Raw genomic sequence first — 20,329 nt, forward strand, 5'->3', positions numbered from 1 at the left:
TCAACTCCTTCTAAAAACAAAGAAAAGGTGCCGCATGATCCCCAGAACCTTGTTCAGTTCCGAGCACGAGCTTTTCCGCGACAGCGTGCGGACGTTTCTCGAAAAGGAGGCGGTGCCCTTCCATGGGCAATGGGAAAAACAAGGCTATATCGACCGCAAGCTGTGGAACAAGGCAGGGGAGGCGGGGATGCTCTGCTCACACCTGCCGGAAGAGTACGGCGGCCTGGGGGCGGACTTTCTCTACAGCGCGGTGGTGATCGAAGAAGTAGGCCGGCTTGGCCTGACCGGCATCGGTTTCTCCCTGCACTCGGACATCGTGGCGCCGTACATCCTGCATTACGGCAGTGAGGCGCTGAAGCAGAAGTACCTGCCGAAACTGGTGTCCGGCGAGATGGTGACCGCGATCGCCATGACCGAACCGGGCGCCGGTTCCGATCTGCAGGGAGTGAAAACCACGGCCGTGCTCGATGGCGATGAGTATGTGATCAACGGCTCCAAGACTTTCATCACCAACGGCTACCTGGCCGATCTGGTGATCGTCGTCGCCAAGACTGATCCGAAGGCCGGCGCGAAGGGCACCAGCCTGTTTCTGGTGGAAGCCAATACGCCGGGCTTCGACAAGGGCAAGCGCCTGGAGAAGGTCGGGATGAAAGCCCAGGACACCTCGGAGCTGTTCTTCCAGGATGTGCGTGTGCCCAAGGAAAACCTGCTGGGCCAGGCCGGGATGGGCTTTGCCTACCTGATGCAGGAATTGCCTCAGGAGCGCCTCACGGTGGCCGTTGGCGGGCTGGCATCGGCCGAAGCGGCGCTGCAATGGACGCTGGACTACACCCGCGAGCGCAAGGCGTTCGGCAAGTCGATCGCGGATTTCCAGAATACCCGGTTCAAACTGGCGGAGATGGCCACGGAAATCCAGATCGGCCGTGTCTTCGTCGACCGCTGCCTGGAGCTGCACCTGCAAGGTAAGCTCGACGTGCCGACGGCGGCGATGGCCAAGTACTGGGGCACCGACCTGCAGTGCAAGGTGCTCGACGAGTGTGTGCAGTTGCACGGTGGTTATGGGTTCATGTGGGAGTACCCGATCGCGCGGGCATGGGCGGATGCGCGCGTGCAGCGGATCTATGCCGGGACGAACGAGATCATGAAGGAGATTATTGCGCGGTCGCTTTGATCTCGGATGGCAGGACTGACGCCTTCGCGGGCAAGCCCGCTCCCACTAGGATCACGCAGTACCTGTGGGAGCGGGCTTGCCCGCGAATGGGTTTAGAGATCAATCAAGGTGCCGGATTCGGATGATCCTTGTGAATCGCCTCGATCCCTTCCAGCACTTCTTCCGACAGCTTCAAGTCGAAACTGGCGATGTTGCTTTCCAGTTGCTTCATTGTGGTCGCGCCAATGATGTTGCTGGTCACGAACGGCTGCTGCGTCACGAACGCCAGGGCCATTTGCGCCGGGTCCAGGCCGTGTTCGCGAGCCAGGGCCACGTACCGGCTGCAGGCGGCTTCCGACTGTGGGTTGAAATAGCGGCTGAAGCGGCTGTAGAGGCTCAGGCGACCTTTAGGCGGGCGGGCGCCACCTTCGTACTTGCCTGACAGGAAACCGAACGCCAGCGGCGAATAGGCGAGCAGGCCGCATTGCTCGCGGATGGCGATTTCCGCCAGGCCGACTTCGAAGCTGCGATTGAGCAGGTTGTACGGGTTCTGGATCGATACGGCGCGCGGCCAGCCCCGGGCTTCGGCCAGGGCCAGGAAGCGCATGGTGCCCCACGGCGTCTCGTTGGACAGGCCAATATGGCGGATCTTGCCGGCGCGGACCTGTTCGTCCAGCGCTTCAAGGGTGTCCTCCAGCGGGGTCAGGTTGGCCTCGGTCTTGTGCTTGTAGCCGAGCTCGCCGAAGAAGTTGGTGCTGCGCTCAGGCCAGTGCAGCTGGTACAGGTCGATGTAGTCGGTTTGCAGGCGCTTGAGGCTGGCGTCCACGGCTTCGGTGATGTGCTGCCGATTGTGCCGAAGGTTCTTGTCGCGGATGTAATCGATGGTATTGCCGGGGCCGGCGATCTTGCTGGCCAGGATCCAGTCGGCGCGGTCGCCGCGGCTTTTGAAGTAATTGCCGATGTAGCGTTCGGTGGTGGCGTAGGTTTCGGCCTTGGGCGGCACCGGGTACATCTCGGCGGTGTCGATGAAGTTGATCCCGGCGCTCTTGGCCCGTTCAATCTGGGCGAAGGCGTCTGCCTCGCTGTTTTGCTCGCCCCAGGTCATGGTTCCGAGGCAGAGGGCACTCACGTTCAGATTGGTTCGGCCTAGCTGGCGATAGTCCATCGGGGTGCTCCTTGGGCAAAACAATCATAAAAGCAGGTTGAATTATTTTTCGCAATCTGCATAATTGCGCACCTCTTTCTGCAGTGGAAGTGATGCGCCGCCGCCGAAGAATCTTGCCGTTGAACGGACGCGCCGACCCGAGCCCCCGAAAGCGTCTGTATCCGGCTGCCTTTGACTTGTCAAAGTACGCACTATTCAGTAAGATCCGCCGTCTAATTTACAGGGCGGCCCCTGAGGCTATAAAGAATGAAAACTTTTACTGCTAAACCGGAAACAGTAAAGCGCGACTGGTTTGTCGTCGACGCTGCTGGTCAGACCCTGGGTCGTCTGGCCACCGAAATCGCGAGCCGTCTGCGTGGCAAGCACAAGCCTGAGTACACTCCTCACGTTGACACCGGCGACTACATCGTCGTAATCAACGCTGAGCAGATCCGTGTTACCGGTGCTAAAACCACTGACAAAATGTACTACTCCCACTCCGGTTTCCCGGGCGGCATCAAGTCGATCAACTTTGAAAAGCTGATCGCCAAGGCCCCTGAGCGCGTGATCGAGACCGCGGTCAAAGGCATGCTGCCTAAGAACCCGCTGGGTCGCGACATGTACCGTAAGCTGAAAGTCTATGCGGGCGCTGCACACCCTCATACTGCTCAGCAGCCCCAAGAACTGAAGATTTAACGGAATAGTTCATTATGTCGGCGACTCAAAATTACGGCACTGGCCGTCGCAAGACCGCAACCGCACGCGTTTTCCTGCGTCCGGGTACTGGTAACATCTCCATCAACAACCGTTCGCTGGATAATTTCTTCGGCCGCGAAACTGCCCGCATGGTAGTTCGTCAGCCGCTGGAATTGACTGAGACTGTCGAGAAGTTCGACATCTACGTCACCGTGATCGGCGGTGGTGTGAGTGGTCAAGCTGGCGCAATCCGCCACGGCATCACCCGCGCTCTGATGGACTACGACGAGACTCTGCGCAGCGCCCTGCGTAAAGCCGGCTTCGTAACCCGCGATGCTCGTGAAGTTGAACGTAAGAAAGTCGGTCTGCGTAAAGCGCGTAAGCGTCCGCAGTACTCGAAGCGTTAATTCGCTTTCACGTTCAAAAAAGAACGCCCAGTTTCCTCACGGAGCTGGGCGTTTTTTTATGCCTGCGATTTATCAAAGAATTGCGCTGTGACAACTTGCCACATCCGCAGACGCCCTATACTCCAAGGCTTGAGGGTGGTGGGCTCCGGTAATTACCTTGTCAGAATTGGGGCTTTTCATTACCATTCGGCAAAATTTTTATAAGTACATAGTTTTACTTAGTAGATGCCTGATTTAACAGGCCACAAAGCTGATGGGAGAGGACTGAATGAGCAATGACGGCGTGAATACAGGCCGGCGTCGCTTCTTGGTAGCAGCCACATCCGTGGTGGGTGCTGCAGGAGCGGTGGGGGCTGCGGTCCCGTTCGTGGGGTCATGGTTTCCCAGTGCCAAGGCGAAAGCCGCTGGTGCACCGGTGAAAGTGAATGTCAGCAAAGTCGAGCCAGGCCAGCAGATGATTGCTGAGTGGCGCGGTCAGCCGGTGTTCATCGTCCGCCGTACACCGGAAATCCTGGGGAATCTGAAGAAAATCGAGGGCCAGCTCGCTGACCCGACCTCCAAGAGCTCGACGCAACCGACTTACGTTGATCCGGAAACCCGTTCGATCAAGCCTGAGGTTCTGCTGCTGATCGGTATCTGCACGCACCTGGGTTGCTCGCCGACCTTCCGTCCTGAAGTGGCTCCTGCGGATCTGGGTAAAGACTGGGTAGGCGGTTATTTCTGTCCCTGCCACGGTTCCCACTACGATCTGGCTGGCCGCGTCTACAAGTCGCAACCTGCGCCTTTGAACCTGCCAGTTCCCCCGCATTCCTATGAGACCGATGAGATCATTGTCATTGGCGTCGATACGGAGAAAGCGTGATGAGCAAGTTCATGGATTGGGTTGATGCGCGCTTTCCCGCGACCAAAATGTGGGAAGACCATCTCAGTAAGTATTACGCTCCGAAAAACTTCAACTTCTTCTACTTCTTTGGTTCCCTGGCATTGCTCGTTCTGGTCAACCAGATCGTTACCGGTGTCTGGCTGACCATGAGCTACACCCCGTCGGCAGAAGAAGCGTTCGCTTCCGTCGAGTACATCATGCGCGACGTCGAGTACGGCTCGATCCTGCGTCTGCTGCACTCCACCGGCGCTTCGGCGTTCTTCATCGTGGTCTATCTGCATATGTTCCGTGGCCTGCTCTACGGTTCGTACCAGAAGCCGCGCGAGCTGGTGTGGGTCTTCGGCATGCTGATCTACCTGGCGCTGATGGCCGAAGCCTTCATGGGTTACCTGCTGCCGTGGGGCCAGATGTCCTACTGGGGTGCCCAGGTGATCATCTCGCTGTTCGGTGCGATCCCGGTCATCGGCAACGACCTGACCCAGTGGATTCGTGGTGATTACCTGATTTCCGGCATTACCCTGAACCGCTTCTTCGCCCTGCACGTGGTTGCCCTGCCGATCGTCATCCTCGGTCTGGTGGTGCTGCACATCCTGGCGTTGCACGAAGTTGGTTCGAACAACCCGGACGGCGTGGACATCAAGAAGCACAAGGACGAAAACGGCATACCGCTGGACGGCATCGCCTTCCACCCGTACTACACCGTGAAAGATATCGTCGGCGTGGTGGTGTTCCTGTTCATCTTCTGCTCGATCGTGTTCTTCTTCCCGGAAATGGGCGGCTACTTCCTCGAGAAGCCGAACTTTGAAGTGGCGAACGCCTTCAAGACCCCAGAGCACATCGCTCCGGTCTGGTACTTCACCCCGTTCTACGCCATCTTGCGCGCGGTTCCGGACAAGCTCTTCGGTGTCATCGCCATGGGCGCGGCCATTGCCGTGCTGTTCGTCCTGCCATGGCTGGACCGTAGCCCGGTCAAGTCGATGCGCTACAAGGGTTGGCTGAGCAAGATCTGGCTCTGGGTGTTCTGCATCGCGTTCGTGATCCTGGGCGTGCTGGGTGTTCTGGCCCCAACCCCTGAGCGCACGTTGCTGTCGCAGGTATGTACCTTCCTGTACTTCGCCTACTTCATTCTGATGCCGTTCTACACCAGGCTCGAGAAGACCAAACCGGTTCCGGAAAGGGTGACTGGCTGATGAAAAAACTATTTGCTGTATTGATGCTTGCTGCGCTGCCAGTTTTTGCTTTCGCAGCCGAACACGGTGGTCCTGAGCTGGAAAAAGTCGACATTGACGTTTCCGATAAGGCAGCCATGCAGGACGGCGCACGCACGTTCGCCAACTACTGCATGGGTTGCCACAGTGCCAAGTTCCAGCGCTATGAGCGTGTTGCCGACGACTTGGGCATTCCTCATGAATTGATGCTGGAAAAACTGGTATTCACGGGTGCCAAGATCGGCGACCACATGAGTATCGGCATGCAGCCAGCGGACGCCAAGGCCTGGTTTGGAGCCGCACCGCCGGACCTGACCCTGGTTGCCCGTGTTCGAGGCACCGACTGGCTCTACGGTTACCTGAAGTCGTTCTACGAAGATCCTGCGCGCCCATGGGGTGTGAACAACAAGGTCTTCCCGAACGTGGGCATGCCTAACGTCCTGGCCGGCCTGCAAGGTCGCCAGGTAGTGGGATGCAAACAGGTTCCGATCGTCGAAGGCGGCAAGAAACAATATGATCCGCTGACCGGCACGCCGTTGACTCATGAAGCGTGCGATCAACTGACCATTGTGCCGAAAAGCGGCGCTCTGACTGAAGAGCAGTTCGATGAGAAGGTCAAGAATCTGGTAACCTTCCTGGCTTACTCGGCTAACCCGGTTAAGCTGCAACATCAGCGCATCGGTACGTACGTATTGTTGTACCTGGCGTTCTTCTTCGTATTCGCTTACCTGCTCAAGCGCGAATACTGGAAAGACGTGCACTGATAAAGCTTCAAGCTATTGCTGTTAATCGCGCGCGCCCAAGGGCGCCTCTGAATAGGTAGCGAACTGGTGATCCAGTCGTTACGGGAGGCGCCCTCTGGGCGCGCTCGTTTTTGAGCTTTCGATAATTTCTACAAGCGAGGAGGATCGCCATGGGCGTGACCAATCGGTTGGCCTGTTACTCCGACCCCGCCGACCACTATTCCCACCGAGTGCGCATCGTACTGGCAGAGAAGGGTGTCAGCGCCGAGATCATTTACGTGGAAGCTGGACGCCAGCCACCTAAACTGATTGAAGTGAACCCTTATGGCAGCTTGCCCACCCTGGTCGATCGCGACCTGGCGTTGTGGGAGTCGACTGTGGTGATGGAATATCTGGATGAGCGTTACCCGCACCCGCCGCTACTGCCGGTTTATCCCGTGGCGCGTGCCAACAGTCGCCTGCTGATACACCGCATTCAGCGAGACTGGTGTGGTCTGGTGGACCTGATTCTGGATTCGCGGACCAAGGAAGCGGCCCGTGCCGTGGCTCGCAAAGAGTTGCGCGAAAGCCTGACGGGTGTGTCGCCACTGTTTGCCGACAAGCCGTTTTTCCTCAGTGAGGAACAAAGCCTGGTGGATTGCTGCCTATTGCCAATACTCTGGCGATTGCCGATTCTGGGTATAGAACTGCCGCGGCCGGCCAAGCCGCTGCTTGATTATATGGAGCGCCAGTTTGCGCGTGAGGCTTTCCAGGCGAGTCTGTCTGGTGTCGAACGCGACATGCGCTAAGGCTTAAGGAGCCGCTATGAACTCCAGTCGACCTTATCTGGTCCGCGCGCTCTATGAGTGGATTGTGGACAACGATTGCACCCCGCATATGCTGGTCAATTCCGAGTATCCGTCGGTGCAGGTGCCTCAAGGCTTTGCCAGTGACGGGCAGATCGTCCTGAACGTATCGCCACAAGCCGTGCGCCACTTGCACATGGACAACGAGGCGGTCAGTTTCGAGGGGCGCTTCGGTGGCGTGCCGCACACCTTGTACGTGCCTATCGCATCGATCCTGGGTATCTACGCCCGGGAGAACGGGCAGGGCATGGTGTTCGACCTGGAATCGCCGATGGGCGAGGACGACGACATCGAACCGGATGACGACCTTCCGCCACCGGACAGCGAGCCACCGCGTCCAAGCGGTCGACCGAGTTTGAAGGTGGTGAAGTAATAAAAAAGGCGATCCGGATGGATCGCCTTTTTTATTACTGTAGGAGCCGGCTTGCCGGCGATGGCGCCCTCAAGATCGCCATCGCCGGCAAGCCGGCTCCTACGGGGCCCAAAGAACATCAGCGCAGGGAAGGGTGTCAGTCGATGTACTCGAACAGCTTCACAATCTTCTGCACACCGGAAACGCCTTGCACCAGGTTGGTCGCCTGCGCAGCTTCCTGTTTGGTCAGCAGGCCCAGCAAGTAGACGATGCCGTTTTCAGTGACGACCTTGATGCGCGAACCAGGGATGTTGGCGTCAGCGAGCATCTGGGTCTTGATCTTGGTGGTCAGCCAGGTGTCATTCTGGCGCGCCAGCAGCGAGGAGGGGGCCATGATTTGCAGCTCGTTGTGCACCTGCTTCACGCGCTGGACCGCGGCGGCGGCCTGTTCGGCCTTGGCCTTGAGGTCTGCGCGTGGCGTTTGCCCGGCGAGCAGCACGACACCGTTGTAGCTGGTGACGACGATGTGCGAGTCCTTGTCCAGGGCCGGGTCGGCCTTGGCGATGTTCACGCCAACCTTGGTGTCGATCAGGGAGTCGTCGATCTTGCTGCCCAGTGTGCGAGTGCCGCGGTCATCTTCAATGGGTGCTTCACGGCTGGCAGTCACCACCGAGGTGCAACCGCTGATGCCGAGGCACAGAGTCAAGGCCAGTAGGCCAAGGCGATTAGGGGTCATTCTTCACTCCCGAACAATTGGCTGTCGATCAAGTCGCAAAGGCAATGGATCGCCAGCAGGTGGACTTCTTGAATACGAGCGGTGACGTTGGCCGGTACGCGAATCTCCACGTCCTCGGGCAACAGCAGCGACGCCATGCCGCCACCGTCACGTCCCGTCAATGCTACGACAATCATTTCGCGATCATGTGCGGCCTGGATCGCTTGAATTATGTTGGCCGAGTTGCCGCTGGTGGAGATAGCCAGCAACACATCGCCCGGTTGGCCCAGTGCGCGGATCTGCTTGGAGAAGATTTCGTTGTAGCTGTAGTCGTTGGCGATCGAGGTGATCGTCGAACTGTCGGTCGTCAAGGCGATGGCCGGCAGGCTCGGGCGCTCGCGCTCAAAGCGATTGAGCAGCTCGGACGAAAAGTGCTGGGCGTCGCCGGCTGAGCCGCCGTTGCCACAGGAAAGCATTTTGCCTTCGTTGAGCAGGGCGTTGACCATGACCTGGCTGGCTTGCTCGATGTGCGGTGCAAGAACTTCCATCGCCTGTTGCTTGGTGTCGATACTGGCCTGAAAAAGCTGGCGAATTCGGGATTGCATGTCCATCTGTGTGACCTTAATTAGCGCGGCTGTTCGGCACGTGAATGTGCAGCCCGCAAAGCAAAGAGCAAAAGTGTTGGGTGATAGTGTCCGGTTGGTGATGCCGGTGATCAGCCGTCGAAGGCATTCTGTAGCCAGTTCAGCTGATCGAGGTGGCTGTCGATGGCAATCACGTCGAAGCGGCAAGGGGAATTGGCCCAGCGCGACTCGCGCTGAAGAAAATATTGCGCGGCGAAAATCAGCTTTTGCCGTTTGCGCTCATCGATGCTATCGAGCGCGCCACCCCATTGAGTGTCTTTTCGGTAGCGGACTTCAACGAATACTACTGTATCGCCATCTAGCATGACCAGATCAAGCTCGCCGCGTTTGCACAACCAGTTCTGCGCCAGCAGGCGCAGACCCTGTTGTTGAAGATGCTCGAGCGCGTGGCGCTCGGCATCCATACCGCTTTGCTGGCGTGACCTGTCAGGCATCAGCGGGCGGTGTCCGGCAGACGCTGGATCTGGCCATTGGCGAACTGGGCCCATGGCAACTGGCGCACGACCCGCTGGCTCTGAGTCATGCCGAGGCTGCCCGACTCACCGTCGATGCGGCTGTCCGGCAGAGACTTCAGCTGGCCCAGGCGCGGCGCCAGTCGATAGGCGTCCACGCCCATGGCGTACAGACGCCCCAGGCTACCGGCGGCTTGTGGCCACTGGGCGGTGACCTGGCGGCGCAGTGGATCGTTGGCGTCTAGCAGCCAGGGTGTTTCGCAGAAGCGAATGCCATTCATGTCGTTGTACTGGTTGACATCGCCGCTGGCGCTGAACACGTGAGAGGTGGCGTAGACCGGTACATCGCCTGCGTACTGGAAGTTCAGGGTCGGTTTGATCTGTTGAGCCTGTTGCGGCGTTGCGGCGAGGAAGATGAACTCGATGTCCTGGCGGCGTGACGGCTGGGCCGCTACTTGCGAGCCAACAGTGCTTTGCAGGCTCTTGGCGCGGCCTTCGCTCTGACGCAGCTGGAACATGTCGGCAATCTGCTGGGCCAACTGGACCGGTTGGTCGACGCGTTCAGTGGCAACGATGGTGCCGCCATTGGCTTGCCAATCCTGGCTGAATGCCTTGAGTACGCGATCGCCCCATTCGCCTTTCGGCACCATGATGGCTGCGCGATGCAGGCCGTCGGCACGAGCGCGGCGCGACACTTCGCGGGCTTCGTCTTCTGCGGCAAGACCGAACTGGAACAACTGCGCCGGGCCTTGATCGCCTTCGCTGTAGTTTAGCGCCAGGGTGGTGATCGGGAGTTGCGGGCGAGTGCTCAGCTGTTTGACCAGCGGCTTCTCCAGCGGGCCGACGACCAGTTGCACGCCATCGGCCTGGGCCTTGCGGTAGAACTCGTCCATGGACGTCAGGCGCGAGCTGTCATAAAACTCGATGGCGGGTGGTTTCTGCCCGGCCTGTTGTGCCTGGTAGTGGGCAGCCATGAAACCGTCGCGCAGTGCTTTGCCAACCGAGGCCAACTGACCATCCTGAGGCAGCAGCAGGGCAATCTTGCTCAAGGGCTGGCTGGCCAGTTCCTTGAGTTGGGTCAGTGGCTGCGGCAATTGAAGGGCGGCCGGGTGTTTCGGGTTCTGCGCGCGCCAGTTGTCGATGGCGGCCTGTTGCTGCTCCAGGGTGCCGGCGGATTTCACGGCCAGGGCCAGGGCCATCCAGCCGCCGAGATCGTCGCTGGCGTTCGGCTGCAACTGCTCGGTCGGCAGCGAAGCGATCAGGGTCCAGATGGCTTCGTGGTTTTTGCTCGCGGCTTCACCTTTAAGCATTGGGGCAATGAAAATGCGCTCGCGAGCGGCGGCGAGGGTCTGGCCATCGGCTTCCAGGGCGCGGGCGTGAACAGTGCCGGTGCGGACCTGTTGCTCGACGGGCAGTTCGCTCAAGCGTTGCATGCTTGGGTGGCTCAGGGCAGTCAGTGCTGCCTTGGGCTGATTGCGGGTCATGGCCAGTTCAGCCGCCAGGGTGCTGGCGAAAACCTGTGGTCCCGGCTTGAGCTGCTCGACAGGGACCTGTTGCAGGATTTGCGCGGACTGGCCGGCATTGCCCTGGCGATAGGCCAGGTCGGCAGCGCTCAAGCGCAGCAGGGCGGCATCTTCCGCAGATTTGCTTTGGGCGGCTTTTTCAAGCAGTTGCTCGATACTGGCGTCCGGTGTCCGTGGAAGTTCGCCAAGGCTGGACGAGGGCGAGCTGGCGCAAGCCGCCAGCAAGGCAGCGAGGCAGAGGGCAGATAACAGCCGCAGGCAAGCGATCATGTAAGCGTTCCTGATACTCGATCAAATTAGCGTGGAATTGTACCCAAGCACTGGCCGGGGCGCGATGTTACTGGCGTGAATCGATCAATTTAGCTGGTGTAAATGTTGCGCCAGCGCACAAACGGTCGCCGATGGCGCGATTGCATGCACGTATCGTGAGCCTCGCTACGCGCTACAATGGCGACTTTTACCGATCATGAGGTGTGCGCTTTGACTGCTCCAGGTGCTTTGAATTCCGCTGCTGGCTCGCTTTATGTGGTGGCGACGCCCATCGGCAACCTGGATGACATCAGTGCGCGGGCGCTGAAGATTCTGCGTGAAGTGGCCTTGATCGCCGCGGAAGACACCCGCCATTCCCAGCGCCTGATGCAACACTTCGGCATTTCGACGCCATTGGCCGCCTGTCATGAACACAACGAGCGAGATGAAGGTAGCCGCTTTATCACGCGTCTGCTCGCCGGTGACAACGTGGCATTGATCTCTGATGCCGGGACGCCGCTGATTTCCGATCCGGGTTATCACCTGGTGCGACAGGCTCGCGCGGCAGGCATTAACGTGGTGCCGGTTCCGGGTGCCTGCGCCTTGATTGCGGCATTGTCGGCGGCGGGGCTGCCATCCGATCGTTTCATTTTCGAGGGGTTTCTGCCGGCCAAGGCGGTGGGGCGGCGAGCGCGCCTCGAGCAGGTAAAGGAAGAACCTCGCACATTGATCTTCTATGAGGCCCCGCATCGCATTCTGGAATGCCTGCAAGACATGGAGCTGGTGTTCGGCCCCGAGCGCCCGGCACTGCTTGCCCGTGAGCTGACCAAGACGTTTGAAACCCTCAAGGGGCTGCCTCTGGCCGAGCTGCGCGAGTTCGTCGAGTCCGACAGTAATCAGCAGCGCGGCGAGTGCGTCGTGTTGGTGGCGGGCTGGTCCGCGCCCGAGGAGGAGGGTGCTGTCAGCAGTGAGGCGATGCGCATCCTCAATCTGTTGCTCGAAGAAATGCCGCTCAAGCGTGCGGCGGCTTTGGCGGCGCAAATCACCGGCGAACGAAAGAATGTGCTGTACCAGATCGCACTGGATCAGCAGAAGGGCGAGTAAAACCCGACGCGCAGGCGTGCGCACCAGCGCTTAACGCTTGTTCTTCGGGCGCTCTGTCGGTAACCTTCGCGGCGGAGAGTCGATCGGACAGTCGCTGCCCTCTATGAAAATTAGGGGGGGGAGGAAAGTCCGGGCTCCATAGGGCGAAGTGCCAGGTAATGCCTGGGAGGCGTGAGCCTACGGAAAGTGCCACAGAAAATAACCGCCTAAGCGCTTCGGCGCCGGTAAGGGTGAAAAGGTGCGGTAAGAGCGCACCGCACGTCTGGCAACAGTTCGTGGCTAGGTAAACCCCACTTGGAGCAAGACCAAATAGGGTCCCAAGGCGTGGCCCGCGCTGGGACCGGGTAGGTTGCTAAAGATGTCCAGTGATGGCCATCGTAGACGAATGACTGTTCAAGACAGAACCCGGCTTACAGATCGACTCTCCACCTTTTTCTCCCCTCTGCTTAAATCATTGAGCAGGGGGTACGGTGATAGCGGTTTCCCTCCTTGTACAAACGTCGGGAGAAGCGGTTTTGTGATATCGATTAGCCCGCGCTTGTAGGAATCGCATAAACTCCACGCAGCACCGGTTTCCCTCCTTACACATTCATCCGCAGAACCTCTTTTGTAATACCAAAAAAATCTTACTCTTAATAAATTACTTTAACTTCCGAACGCAGCCTCCTGTGCTGATTCAAGTTATCGGGCAGTTTCATGTGCCGGATTCTCGTTACCCCTCCGCTAATGATCCTAAATCTCAGTTCTGTAAGGGTTTTCCTTTAATCCGCGCCTTGACGGTGTGGTGGGCGCATTCCTATAGTGTGCGCAAGTGGCGGAAAGTGGCATGAAGTGGGTTTTTTGAGCTCAAAACGCTAGAATTTGGAGAAACGCTGACGTGTTTCGCGGAGCCAACGCTATCAGTCTCGATGCAAAGGGCCGTCTCGCCATGCCGAGCCGGTACCGTGACGAGCTCGATTCGCGTAGTTCCGGTCAATTGATCGTGACAATTGATGCCGTTGATCCTTGTTTGTGTGTTTACCCCCTCGATGAGTGGGAAATTATTGAAACCAAACTGCGCGCACTGCCTTCGCTTCGCGAAGAGAACCGCCGCCTGCAACGTTTACTGATTGGTAATGCCGTCGATCTCGAGCTCGATGGCAGTGGTCGTTTTCTGGTTCCGCCGCGTCTTCGTGAATATGCCAAGTTGGATAAGCGCGCGATGCTGGTAGGCCAACTGAACAAGTTCCAATTGTGGGACGAGGATGCCTGGAACGCGGTTTCTGCCGCTGACCTGGCTGCTATTCAACAACCGGGCGCGATGCCTGATGAACTGCGTGATTTGATCCTGTGACTATTGATAGCGGCTTTAACCACATCACCGTACTGCTTGACGAAGCCGTCGAGGCTCTCGCCGTACGTCCTGATGGCTGCTATCTGGACGGTACGTTCGGGCGCGGCGGGCACAGCCGGTTGATCCTCAGCCAGCTAGGTCCCGATGGTCGCTTGCTCGGATTCGACAAGGATCCACAAGCGATTGCCACCGGGCAGACGCTAGCGGCCGAAGACGGCCGCTTTGTCGTTGTGCAGCGCAGCTTTGCCGAGCTCGGTTCGGAAGTCGCCGACCGCGGTCTGGCCGGCAAGGTCAGCGGCGTTCTGCTTGATCTGGGCGTGTCTTCGCCACAGCTCGACGATCCTGAGCGCGGTTTCAGCTTCCTCAACGACGGCCCGCTGGACATGCGCATGGATCCGTCCCGTGGCATCAGCGCCGCGGAATTCGTCAACACCGCGCCCGTGGAAGAAATCGCCCGGGTGTTCAAGGAATACGGCGAAGAGCGTTTCTCCGGTCGCATGGCCCGTGCCGTGGTCGAGCGCCGTGACATCAAGCCATTCGAGCGCACCGGTGACCTGGCAGAAGTCCTGAAGGTCGCCAACCCGGCATGGGAAAAGGGCAAGAACCCCGCAACCCGTGCATTCCAAGGCCTGCGCATTCACGTTAACAACGAATTGGGTGATCTGGAAGCCGGCCTCGAAGCCGCGCTGGAGTGCCTGGAAGTGGGCGGTCGCCTGGTGGTGATCAGCTTCCACTCGCTGGAAGACCGCATCGTCAAACTGTTCATGCGCAAGCTGGTGAAAGGCGAAGCCGACAACCTGCCGCGCAACCTGCCGGTTCGGCATGTCGCCTTCGAACCGAAAATCAAAGTCCATGGCAAAGCGCAGACGGCCTCCGACGCCGAACTCAAAGCCAACCCACGTTCGCGAAGCGCTGTCATGCGTGTGGCGGAGAAGCTGCGGTGAGCAAGCTTTTCGCCAAGCCATTGCCCGGCGGAAGCTTCTTCATGCTGCTGTTGTTTGTCGGCGTGCTCGTTTCAGCCATCGGCGTGTCCTACAGCGCGCACTGGAACCGTCAGCTATTGAATTCGCTGTACAACGAATTGAGCGTGCGCGACAAGGCGCAGGCGGAGTGGGGGCGGTTGATTCTGGAGCAGAGCACCTGGACCGCCCACAGCCGTATCGAAGTGCTGGCCACCGAACAATTGAAAATGCACATCCCCGGTGCCGCTGACGTGAAGATGGTGGCGCCATGATGAAACTCGAAGGTGCACTCTTTCCCTGGCGGTTCCGCGTGGTGCTGGGTTTGCTCGGCATCATGGTGGCTGCGATTGCCTGGCGCATCATCGATTTGCAAGTGGTCGACCGTGCCTTCCTTAAGGGGCAGGGCGATGCCCGCAGTGTTCGTCATATTCCGATTCCGGCTCACCGTGGTCTGATCACCGACCGTAACGGCGAGCCTTTGGCCGTGAGTACTCCGGTCACCACCCTTTGGGCCAATGCCAAGGAAATGCAAACGGCCAAAGAGAAGTGGCCGGCACTGGCGGCTGCCTTGGGGCAGGACCCAAAAGCCCTGGCCGAACGACTCGAAGCCCAGGCCAACAAAGAATTCATTTATCTGGTGCGCGGGCTGACCCCGGAGCAGGGCCAGGCTGTGCTCGATCTGAAAGTGCCGGGTGTCTATGGCATCGAAGAGTTCCGGCGCTTTTATCCTGCCGGCGAAGTCACTGCCCATATGGTCGGGTTTACCGACATCGACGATCACGGTCGTGAAGGCGTCGAACTGGCCTACGACGAATGGCTGGCCGGGGTTCCCGGCAAGCGTCAGGTGATCAAGGACCGGCGCGGCCGGTTGATCAAGGATGTCCAGGTCACCAAAAACGCCAAGGCCGGCAAGCCCTTGGCGTTGTCCATTGACCTGCGCCTGCAATACCTGGCCAACCGCGAATTGCGCAACGCGATCATCGAGAACGGCGCCAAGGCCGGCAGCCTGGTGATCATGGACGTGAAGACCGGCGAGATTCTCGCGATGGTCAACCAGCCGACCTACAACCCGAACAACCGTCGCAACCTGCAACCGGCGATGATGCGCAACCGCGCGATGATCGACGTGTTCGAGCCGGGTTCGACCATGAAAGCGATCTCGATGAGCGCCGCCATCGAAACCGGTCGCTGGAAACCGAGCGACACCGTTGAGGTGTATCCGGGCTCCTTGCAGATTGGCAAGTACACCATCAAGGACGTCTCCAAGACCGAAGGCCCGGTGCTCGACCTGACCGGCATCCTGATCAACTCCAGTAACGTCGGGATGAGCAAGGTCGCGTTCGATATCGGCGGCGAAACCATTTTCCGTCTGGCGCAGAAAGTCGGCCTCGGCCAGGACACCGGCCTGGGCTTCCCGGGCGAGCGCGTCGGCAACCTGCCGAACTACCGCGAGTGGCGCAAGGCGGAAACCGCCACGCTGTCCTATGGCTACGGTATTTCCGTGACCGCTATCCAGTTGGTTCACGCCTTCTCGGCCCTGGCCAACAACGGTCGCCTCGCACCGCTGACCCTGATCAAGACCGACAAGGCACCGCAAACCACCCAGGTGCTGCCGGAGGCCGTGGCGAAAACCATGCAAGGCATGCTGCAGCAAGTGATCGAGGCCCCGCGCGGTGTGTTCCGCGCCCAGGTGCCGGCGTATCACGTGGGCGGCAAGTCGGGTACTGCGCGTAAAACCTCGGTCGGCACCAAGGGTTACGCCGAGAACTCCTACCGTTCGCTGTTCGCCGGCTTCGGCCCGATGAGCGATCCACGCTACGCCATCGTGGTCGTCATCGATGAACCGACCAAGGCCGGTTATTTCGGTGGCCTGGTTTCCGCGCCGGTGTTCAGCCGCGTGATGTCGGGCACCCTGCGCCTGATGAACATCACGCCGGACAACTTGCCACCTACTCAACAAGCGAACGCAACACCGGTCGTTCCGCTGAAAGCCAATGGAGGGCGCGGCTGATGTCTCTGAGCCTGAACAAGATTTTCCCTCACGCCGGCCACGATCTACTGATTCGCGAGCTCGCCCTGGACAGCCGCAACGTGCGCGCGGGCGATCTGTTCCTCGCCGTGCCGGGCGGGAAGTTCGATGGGCGCGCGCACATTGCCGACGCCTTGCAACGCGGCGCGGCTGCGGTGGCCTATGAAGTGGAAGGCGCCACTGTGCTGCCCATCACTGAGGTTCCCTTGATTCCGGTCAAAGGGCTGGCCGCTCAGTTGTCGGACATCGCCGGACGTTTTTATGGCGAGCCAAGTCATCATCTGAACCTGATCGGCGTGACCGGCACCAACGGCAAAACCAGTGTCACTCAACTGGTTGCCCAGGCGCTGGATCTGCTTGGCCAGCATTGCGGCATCGTCGGCACCCTGGGTTGCGGTTTCTACGGTGCATTGGAAAGCGGCCTGCACACCACGCCGAACCCGATTGCCATGCAGGCGACGCTGGGCGACCTGAAAAAGGCCGGTGCCAAAGCCGTGGCGATGGAAGTTTCTTCCCATGGTCTGGACCAGGGCCGCGTGACGGCACTGGCCTTCGACGTGGCGGTGATGACCAACCTGTCTCGCGATCATCTGGATTACCACGGCACCATGCAGGCCTACGGTGAAGCCAAGGCCAGGCTGTTCGCCTGGAACGATCTGAAATGCCGGGTGGTTAACCTCGACGACGACTTTGGTCGGCAACTGGCTGCTGAAAAACGTGAATCGCGGTTGATCACCTACAGCCTGCTCGACAGCAGTGCCTACCTCTATTGCCGTGAAGCGCAGTTCGACGACGAAGGCGTGCGCGCCACGCTGGTCACGCCGCAGGGTGAACACCATTTGCGCAGCACCTTGCTCGGCCGTTTCAACCTGAGCAACGTGCTCGCCGCGGTTGGCGCCTTGCTTGGCCTGGATTACGCACTGGACGAAATCCTCCAGGTGCTGCCGAAACTCGAAGGCCCGGCCGGTCGCATGCAGCGCCTCGGCGGCGGCACTCAACCGCTGGTGGTGGTCGATTACGCCCACACCCCGGATGCCCTGGAAAAAGTCCTGACGGCCCTGCGTCCACACGCCAAGGGCCGATTGCTCTGCCTGTTCGGCTGTGGTGGTGACCGCGATCGCGGCAAGCGTCCGCTGATGGCCGAGGTGGTCGAGCGCCTGGCCGATGGCGTGCTGGTGACCGACGACAACCCGCGCACTGAAGATCCATCGGTGATTTTCGATGACATCCGTGCCGGTTTCACGGCTGTGGATAAAGTGGAGTTCGTTGCCGGTCGTGGTCAGGCGATTGCCCGTTTGATCGCCAGTGCCTCGGTGGATGATGTGATTGTCCTGGCCGGTAAAGGTCACGAGGACTATCAGGAAATCAACGGCGAGCGTCATGCCTTTTCCGATCTGGTCGAGGCCGATCATGCCTTGACCGCATGGGAGGTAGCCCATGCTTAAGGCCATGCAACTGAGCGAACTGACCGACGCGCTGAATGCTCGCCTGGTGTCGACCGATGCCAGTTTCGACGGCATCAGCATCGACAGCCGCGCCATCAAGGCGGGTCAGCTGTTTATTGCCCTGACTGGTCCGCGCTTCGATGGTCATGATTATCTGAATGAAGTCGCTGCCAAGGGTGCCGTGGCCGCGCTGGTCGAGCGCGAAGTCGCCGACAGCACACTGCCGCAGTTACTGGTCAGCGATACTCGCCAGGCCCTCGGGCAGTTGGGTGCGCTCAATCGCGCCGCCTACACCCATCCGGTCGCGGCTGTCACCGGTTCGAGCGGCAAGACCACGGTCAAGGAAATGCTGGCGAGCATCCTGCGCACCCGTGGCCCGGTACTGGCGACCCGTGGCAACCTGAACAACGATCTCGGCGTGCCGCTGACCCTGCTCGAACTGGCGCCGGAGCATACGGCGGCAGTGATCGAACTCGGTGCTTCGCGCCTCGGTGAAATTGCCTACACCGTTGGCCTGACCAAACCGCACGTGGCCATTCTCAATAATGCCGGGACCGCCCATGTCGGCGAGTTCGGTGGTCCGGAAAAAATCGTCGAGGCCAAGGGCGAGATCATCGAAGGGCTGGAGGCCGATGGCGTCGCAGTGCTCAATCTCGACGACAAGGCATTCGGTATCTGGAAGACGCGTGCTGGTGATCGCAAAGTGCTGACGTTTGCGTTGAGCAACACCAGCGCCGATTTCTACGCCAGTGACCTGACCACCGATGCCCGTGGCTGCCCGGCATTCAATCTGCACAGCCCTGAAGGTGTAGAGCGCGTTCAACTGAACCTGCTCGGCACCCATAACGTCGCCAATGCCATGGCCGCCGCCGCTGCCGCCCATGCCCTCGGTGTGTCGCTGTTCGGTATCGCCACCGGTCTTGGCGCGGTGCAACCGGTCAAGGGTCGCACCGTCGCGCAATTGGCCAGCAATGGCATGCGCGTGATCGATGACACTTACAACGCCAACCCCACCTCCATGTGCGCTGCCGTTGATATACTGGCCGGCTTTTCCGGTCGCACCGTCCTGGTGCTCGGGGATATCGGCGAGTTGGGCGAATGGGCGGAGCAGGGGCACCGCGACGTGGGCGAGTACGCCCGTGGCAAGGTTTGCGCGCTGTACGCCGTCGGGCCAATGATGGCTCACGCCGTGAACGCATTCGGTCCAGAGGCTTTTCACTTCAGCACGCAGGCTGAACTGATCAAGGCCCTGGGCGCCGAGCAAGACACAAACACCACCATTTTGATCAAGGGGTCGCGCAGCGCTGCGATGGAAAACGTCGTCGCCGCCTTGTGCGGGTCCAGCCTGGAGAAACATTAATGCTGCTGCTGCTAGCGGAGTATCTGCAACAGTTCTACAAAGGCTTCGCGGTCTTCCAGTACCTGACCCTGCGCGGGATTCTCGGTGTACTGACCGCGCTGGTCTTGTCGCTGTGCTACGGCCCGTGGATGATCCGCACTTTGCAGAACCGTCAGATCGGTCAATCCGTTCGCAATGACGGCCCGCAGTCGCACCTGTCCAAGTCGGGCACACCGACCATGGGCGGCGCGCTGATTCTGTCGTCCATCGGCGTCAGTACCCTGCTTTGGGCTGACCTGACCAACCGTTACGTCTGGGTCGTACTGCTGGTGACCTTGCTGTTCGGCGCCATCGGCTGGGTCGACGACTACCGCAAGGTGATCGAGAAAAACTCCCGTGGCTTGCCAAGCCGCTGGAAGTACTTCTGGCAATCGGTATTCGGCCTGGGCGCGGCGATCTTCCTTTATATGACTGCCGCCACTCCGGTGGAAACCACGCTGATCCTGCCGATGCTCAAGGACTACAGCATTCCGCTGGGTGCAGGCTTCATCGTCCTGACCTACTTCGTGATTGTCGGTTCGAGCAACGCGGTCAACCTGACCGACGGCCTCGACGGCCTGGCGATCATGCCGACGGTGATGGTGGGCGGTGGCCTGGGCATTTTCTGCTACCTGTCGGGTAACGTGAAATTCGCCGAATACCTGCTGATTCCTTATGTCCCGGGCGCGGGAGAACTGATCGTGTTCTGCGGCGCACTGATCGGAGCCGGCTTGGGCTTCCTCTGGTTCAACACCTATCCGGCGCAAGTCTTCATGGGTGACGTCGGCGCACTGGCGCTGGGCGCGGCCCTGGGCACCATCGCGGTGATCGTCCGTCAGGAAATCGTCCTGTTCATCATGGGCGGCGTGTTCGTGATGGAAACCCTGTCAGTGGTCATTCAGGTTGCCTCCTTTAAGCTGACCGGTCGCCGCGTATTCCGCATGGCGCCGATTCACCACCACTTTGAACTCAAGGGTTGGCCCGAGCCACGTGTGATCGTCCGTTTCTGGATCATCACCGTGATTCTCGTGCTGATCGGCCTTGCCACCCTGAAGCTGAGGTAGAAA

21 protein-coding genes and 1 other RNA gene are annotated in these 20,329 nt (G+C 59.6%); 17 read left to right on the forward strand and 5 right to left on the reverse strand.

Features of this window, described 5'->3' with window-relative positions; translation table 11 throughout:
* Positions 1-34: 34 nt before the first annotated feature.
* Complete coding sequence (locus tag AB7M25_RS05465) at positions 35-1,171, forward strand: acyl-CoA dehydrogenase family protein (RefSeq protein WP_095965544.1); 1,137 nt, start codon at positions 35-37, stop codon at positions 1,169-1,171.
* Between the two features lie 103 nt (positions 1,172-1,274).
* Here the strand turns inward: AB7M25_RS05465 and AB7M25_RS05470 are convergent, their stop codons facing one another.
* Positions 1,275-2,315, reverse strand: a complete 1,041-nt coding sequence (locus AB7M25_RS05470; RefSeq protein WP_429519166.1) for an NADP(H)-dependent aldo-keto reductase — start codon at positions 2,313-2,315, stop codon at positions 1,275-1,277.
* 246 nt (positions 2,316-2,561) lie between these two features.
* On the opposite strand from AB7M25_RS05470, the gene rplM reads away from it, so the two are divergent.
* The 7 genes from rplM to AB7M25_RS05505 all read left to right on the forward strand — a co-directional run bounded on the left by rplM (position 2,562) and on the right by AB7M25_RS05505 (position 7,449).
* Entirely contained in the window at positions 2,562-2,990 is a 429-nt protein-coding gene (gene rplM / locus AB7M25_RS05475) for a 50S ribosomal protein L13 (protein ID WP_003228062.1), read from the forward strand.
* A 14-nt stretch (positions 2,991-3,004) separates the two neighbouring features.
* A complete protein-coding gene (rpsI, locus tag AB7M25_RS05480) occupies positions 3,005-3,397 on the forward strand; it encodes a 30S ribosomal protein S9 (protein WP_003228056.1) in 393 nt (130 codons plus the stop codon).
* 268 nt (positions 3,398-3,665) lie between these two features.
* On the forward strand, positions 3,666-4,259 hold the full coding sequence (gene petA / locus AB7M25_RS05485; protein WP_095965542.1) for a ubiquinol-cytochrome c reductase iron-sulfur subunit: 594 nt from the start codon (positions 3,666-3,668) through the stop codon (positions 4,257-4,259).
* Positions 4,259-5,470: a cytochrome b gene (locus tag AB7M25_RS05490; protein ID WP_085715925.1), complete on the forward strand. Its 1,212-nt coding sequence runs from the start codon at positions 4,259-4,261 to the stop codon at positions 5,468-5,470. The genes petA and AB7M25_RS05490 overlap by 1 nt, the downstream gene beginning before the upstream one ends.
* Complete coding sequence (locus AB7M25_RS05495; protein WP_428605017.1) at positions 5,470-6,252, forward strand: cytochrome c1; 783 nt, start codon at positions 5,470-5,472, stop codon at positions 6,250-6,252. Before AB7M25_RS05490 ends, AB7M25_RS05495 begins: the two co-directional genes overlap by 1 nt.
* A 149-nt stretch (positions 6,253-6,401) precedes the next feature.
* Complete coding sequence (locus tag AB7M25_RS05500; RefSeq protein WP_007972581.1) at positions 6,402-7,019, forward strand: glutathione S-transferase N-terminal domain-containing protein; 618 nt, start codon at positions 6,402-6,404, stop codon at positions 7,017-7,019.
* Between the two features lie 16 nt (positions 7,020-7,035).
* Positions 7,036-7,449, forward strand: coding sequence for a ClpXP protease specificity-enhancing factor (locus tag AB7M25_RS05505; RefSeq protein ID WP_007972582.1), 414 nt, complete (start codon positions 7,036-7,038; stop codon positions 7,447-7,449).
* Positions 7,450-7,585: 136 nt separating this feature from the next.
* On the opposite strand, the gene AB7M25_RS05510 is transcribed toward AB7M25_RS05505, so the two are convergent.
* From AB7M25_RS05510 to AB7M25_RS05525, 4 genes are all read right to left on the reverse strand, one after another.
* Positions 7,586-8,164 carry a BON domain-containing protein gene (locus AB7M25_RS05510; RefSeq protein WP_102698528.1) on the reverse strand — a complete coding sequence of 193 codons (579 nt, stop codon included), beginning with the start codon at positions 8,162-8,164 and terminating at the stop codon, positions 7,586-7,588.
* Positions 8,161-8,754 carry a phosphoheptose isomerase gene (locus AB7M25_RS05515; protein ID WP_007972584.1) on the reverse strand — a complete coding sequence of 198 codons (594 nt, stop codon included), beginning with the start codon at positions 8,752-8,754 and terminating at the stop codon, positions 8,161-8,163. Before AB7M25_RS05515 ends, AB7M25_RS05510 begins: the two co-directional genes overlap by 4 nt.
* Before the next feature lie 104 nt (positions 8,755-8,858).
* Complete coding sequence (locus tag AB7M25_RS05520) at positions 8,859-9,221, reverse strand: YraN family protein (protein ID WP_095965538.1); 363 nt, start codon at positions 9,219-9,221, stop codon at positions 8,859-8,861.
* Complete coding sequence (locus AB7M25_RS05525; protein WP_429385140.1) at positions 9,221-11,032, reverse strand: penicillin-binding protein activator; 1,812 nt, start codon at positions 11,030-11,032, stop codon at positions 9,221-9,223. Before AB7M25_RS05525 ends, AB7M25_RS05520 begins: the two co-directional genes overlap by 1 nt.
* Positions 11,033-11,209: 177 nt before the next feature.
* Here AB7M25_RS05525 and rsmI point away from each other — a divergent pair, with 177 nt between their 5' ends.
* From rsmI to mraY, 9 genes are all read left to right on the forward strand, one after another.
* The gene (gene rsmI, locus AB7M25_RS05530) at positions 11,210-12,115 is read left to right on the forward strand and encodes a 16S rRNA (cytidine(1402)-2'-O)-methyltransferase (protein ID WP_162130270.1); all 906 of its coding nucleotides are present in this window, start codon (positions 11,210-11,212) and stop codon (positions 12,113-12,115) included.
* Positions 12,116-12,190: 75 nt separating this feature from the next.
* An RNA gene (gene rnpB, locus AB7M25_RS05535) (RNase P RNA component class A) lies at positions 12,191-12,544 on the forward strand.
* A 448-nt stretch (positions 12,545-12,992) separates the two neighbouring features.
* Positions 12,993-13,448, forward strand: a complete 456-nt coding sequence (mraZ, locus tag AB7M25_RS05540; RefSeq protein ID WP_007917012.1) for a division/cell wall cluster transcriptional repressor MraZ — start codon at positions 12,993-12,995, stop codon at positions 13,446-13,448.
* Positions 13,445-14,392, forward strand: a complete 948-nt coding sequence (gene rsmH / locus AB7M25_RS05545) for a 16S rRNA (cytosine(1402)-N(4))-methyltransferase RsmH (protein WP_371321734.1) — start codon at positions 13,445-13,447, stop codon at positions 14,390-14,392. The genes mraZ and rsmH overlap by 4 nt, the downstream gene beginning before the upstream one ends.
* Positions 14,389-14,682 carry a cell division protein FtsL gene (gene ftsL / locus AB7M25_RS05550; RefSeq protein WP_007998257.1) on the forward strand — a complete coding sequence of 98 codons (294 nt, stop codon included), beginning with the start codon at positions 14,389-14,391 and terminating at the stop codon, positions 14,680-14,682. Before rsmH ends, ftsL begins: the two co-directional genes overlap by 4 nt.
* Positions 14,682-16,421: a peptidoglycan D,D-transpeptidase FtsI family protein gene (locus AB7M25_RS05555; RefSeq protein ID WP_177323526.1), complete on the forward strand. Its 1,740-nt coding sequence runs from the start codon at positions 14,682-14,684 to the stop codon at positions 16,419-16,421. The genes ftsL and AB7M25_RS05555 overlap by 1 nt, the downstream gene beginning before the upstream one ends.
* Positions 16,421-17,884, forward strand: coding sequence for a UDP-N-acetylmuramoyl-L-alanyl-D-glutamate--2,6-diaminopimelate ligase (locus AB7M25_RS05560; RefSeq protein ID WP_429518534.1), 1,464 nt, complete (start codon positions 16,421-16,423; stop codon positions 17,882-17,884). Before AB7M25_RS05555 ends, AB7M25_RS05560 begins: the two co-directional genes overlap by 1 nt.
* Complete coding sequence (locus AB7M25_RS05565) at positions 17,877-19,244, forward strand: UDP-N-acetylmuramoyl-tripeptide--D-alanyl-D-alanine ligase (protein ID WP_454237046.1); 1,368 nt, start codon at positions 17,877-17,879, stop codon at positions 19,242-19,244. Before AB7M25_RS05560 ends, AB7M25_RS05565 begins: the two co-directional genes overlap by 8 nt.
* Positions 19,244-20,326 (forward strand): phospho-N-acetylmuramoyl-pentapeptide-transferase, encoded by a 1,083-nt coding sequence (gene mraY, locus AB7M25_RS05570; protein WP_008016698.1) that lies wholly within the window; start codon positions 19,244-19,246, stop codon positions 20,324-20,326. Before AB7M25_RS05565 ends, mraY begins: the two co-directional genes overlap by 1 nt.
* The last annotated feature ends 3 nt before the right edge of the window (positions 20,327-20,329 follow it).

The organism is Pseudomonas sp. AP3_22 TE3818 (genome assembly GCF_053628995.1).

Excerpts from the sequence above, each read along its gene's own strand:
- AB7M25_RS05465 (WP_095965544.1), top strand. The coding sequence starts at position 35 with ATGATCCCCAGAACCTTGTTCAGTTCCGAGCACGAGCTTTTCCGCGAC.
- AB7M25_RS05470 (WP_429519166.1), bottom strand. The coding sequence starts at position 2,315 with ATGGACTATCGCCAGCTAGGCCGAACCAATCTGAACGTGAGTGCCCTC.
- rplM (WP_003228062.1), top strand. The coding sequence starts at position 2,562 with ATGAAAACTTTTACTGCTAAACCGGAAACAGTAAAGCGCGACTGGTTT.
- rpsI (WP_003228056.1), top strand. The coding sequence starts at position 3,005 with ATGTCGGCGACTCAAAATTACGGCACTGGCCGTCGCAAGACCGCAACC.
- petA (WP_095965542.1), top strand. The coding sequence starts at position 3,666 with ATGAGCAATGACGGCGTGAATACAGGCCGGCGTCGCTTCTTGGTAGCA.
- AB7M25_RS05490 (WP_085715925.1), top strand. The coding sequence starts at position 4,259 with ATGAGCAAGTTCATGGATTGGGTTGATGCGCGCTTTCCCGCGACCAAA.
- AB7M25_RS05495 (WP_428605017.1), top strand. The coding sequence starts at position 5,470 with ATGAAAAAACTATTTGCTGTATTGATGCTTGCTGCGCTGCCAGTTTTT.
- AB7M25_RS05500 (WP_007972581.1), top strand. The coding sequence starts at position 6,402 with ATGGGCGTGACCAATCGGTTGGCCTGTTACTCCGACCCCGCCGACCAC.
- AB7M25_RS05505 (WP_007972582.1), top strand. The coding sequence starts at position 7,036 with ATGAACTCCAGTCGACCTTATCTGGTCCGCGCGCTCTATGAGTGGATT.
- AB7M25_RS05510 (WP_102698528.1), bottom strand. The coding sequence starts at position 8,164 with ATGACCCCTAATCGCCTTGGCCTACTGGCCTTGACTCTGTGCCTCGGC.
- AB7M25_RS05515 (WP_007972584.1), bottom strand. The coding sequence starts at position 8,754 with ATGGACATGCAATCCCGAATTCGCCAGCTTTTTCAGGCCAGTATCGAC.
- AB7M25_RS05520 (WP_095965538.1), bottom strand. The coding sequence starts at position 9,221 with ATGCCTGACAGGTCACGCCAGCAAAGCGGTATGGATGCCGAGCGCCAC.
- AB7M25_RS05525 (WP_429385140.1), bottom strand. The coding sequence starts at position 11,032 with ATGATCGCTTGCCTGCGGCTGTTATCTGCCCTCTGCCTCGCTGCCTTG.
- rsmI (WP_162130270.1), top strand. The coding sequence starts at position 11,210 with ATGGCGACTTTTACCGATCATGAGGTGTGCGCTTTGACTGCTCCAGGT.
- AB7M25_RS05555 (WP_177323526.1), top strand. The coding sequence starts at position 14,682 with ATGAAACTCGAAGGTGCACTCTTTCCCTGGCGGTTCCGCGTGGTGCTG.
- AB7M25_RS05560 (WP_429518534.1), top strand. The coding sequence starts at position 16,421 with ATGTCTCTGAGCCTGAACAAGATTTTCCCTCACGCCGGCCACGATCTA.
- AB7M25_RS05565 (WP_454237046.1), top strand. The coding sequence starts at position 17,877 with ATGCTTAAGGCCATGCAACTGAGCGAACTGACCGACGCGCTGAATGCT.
- mraY (WP_008016698.1), top strand. The coding sequence starts at position 19,244 with ATGCTGCTGCTGCTAGCGGAGTATCTGCAACAGTTCTACAAAGGCTTC.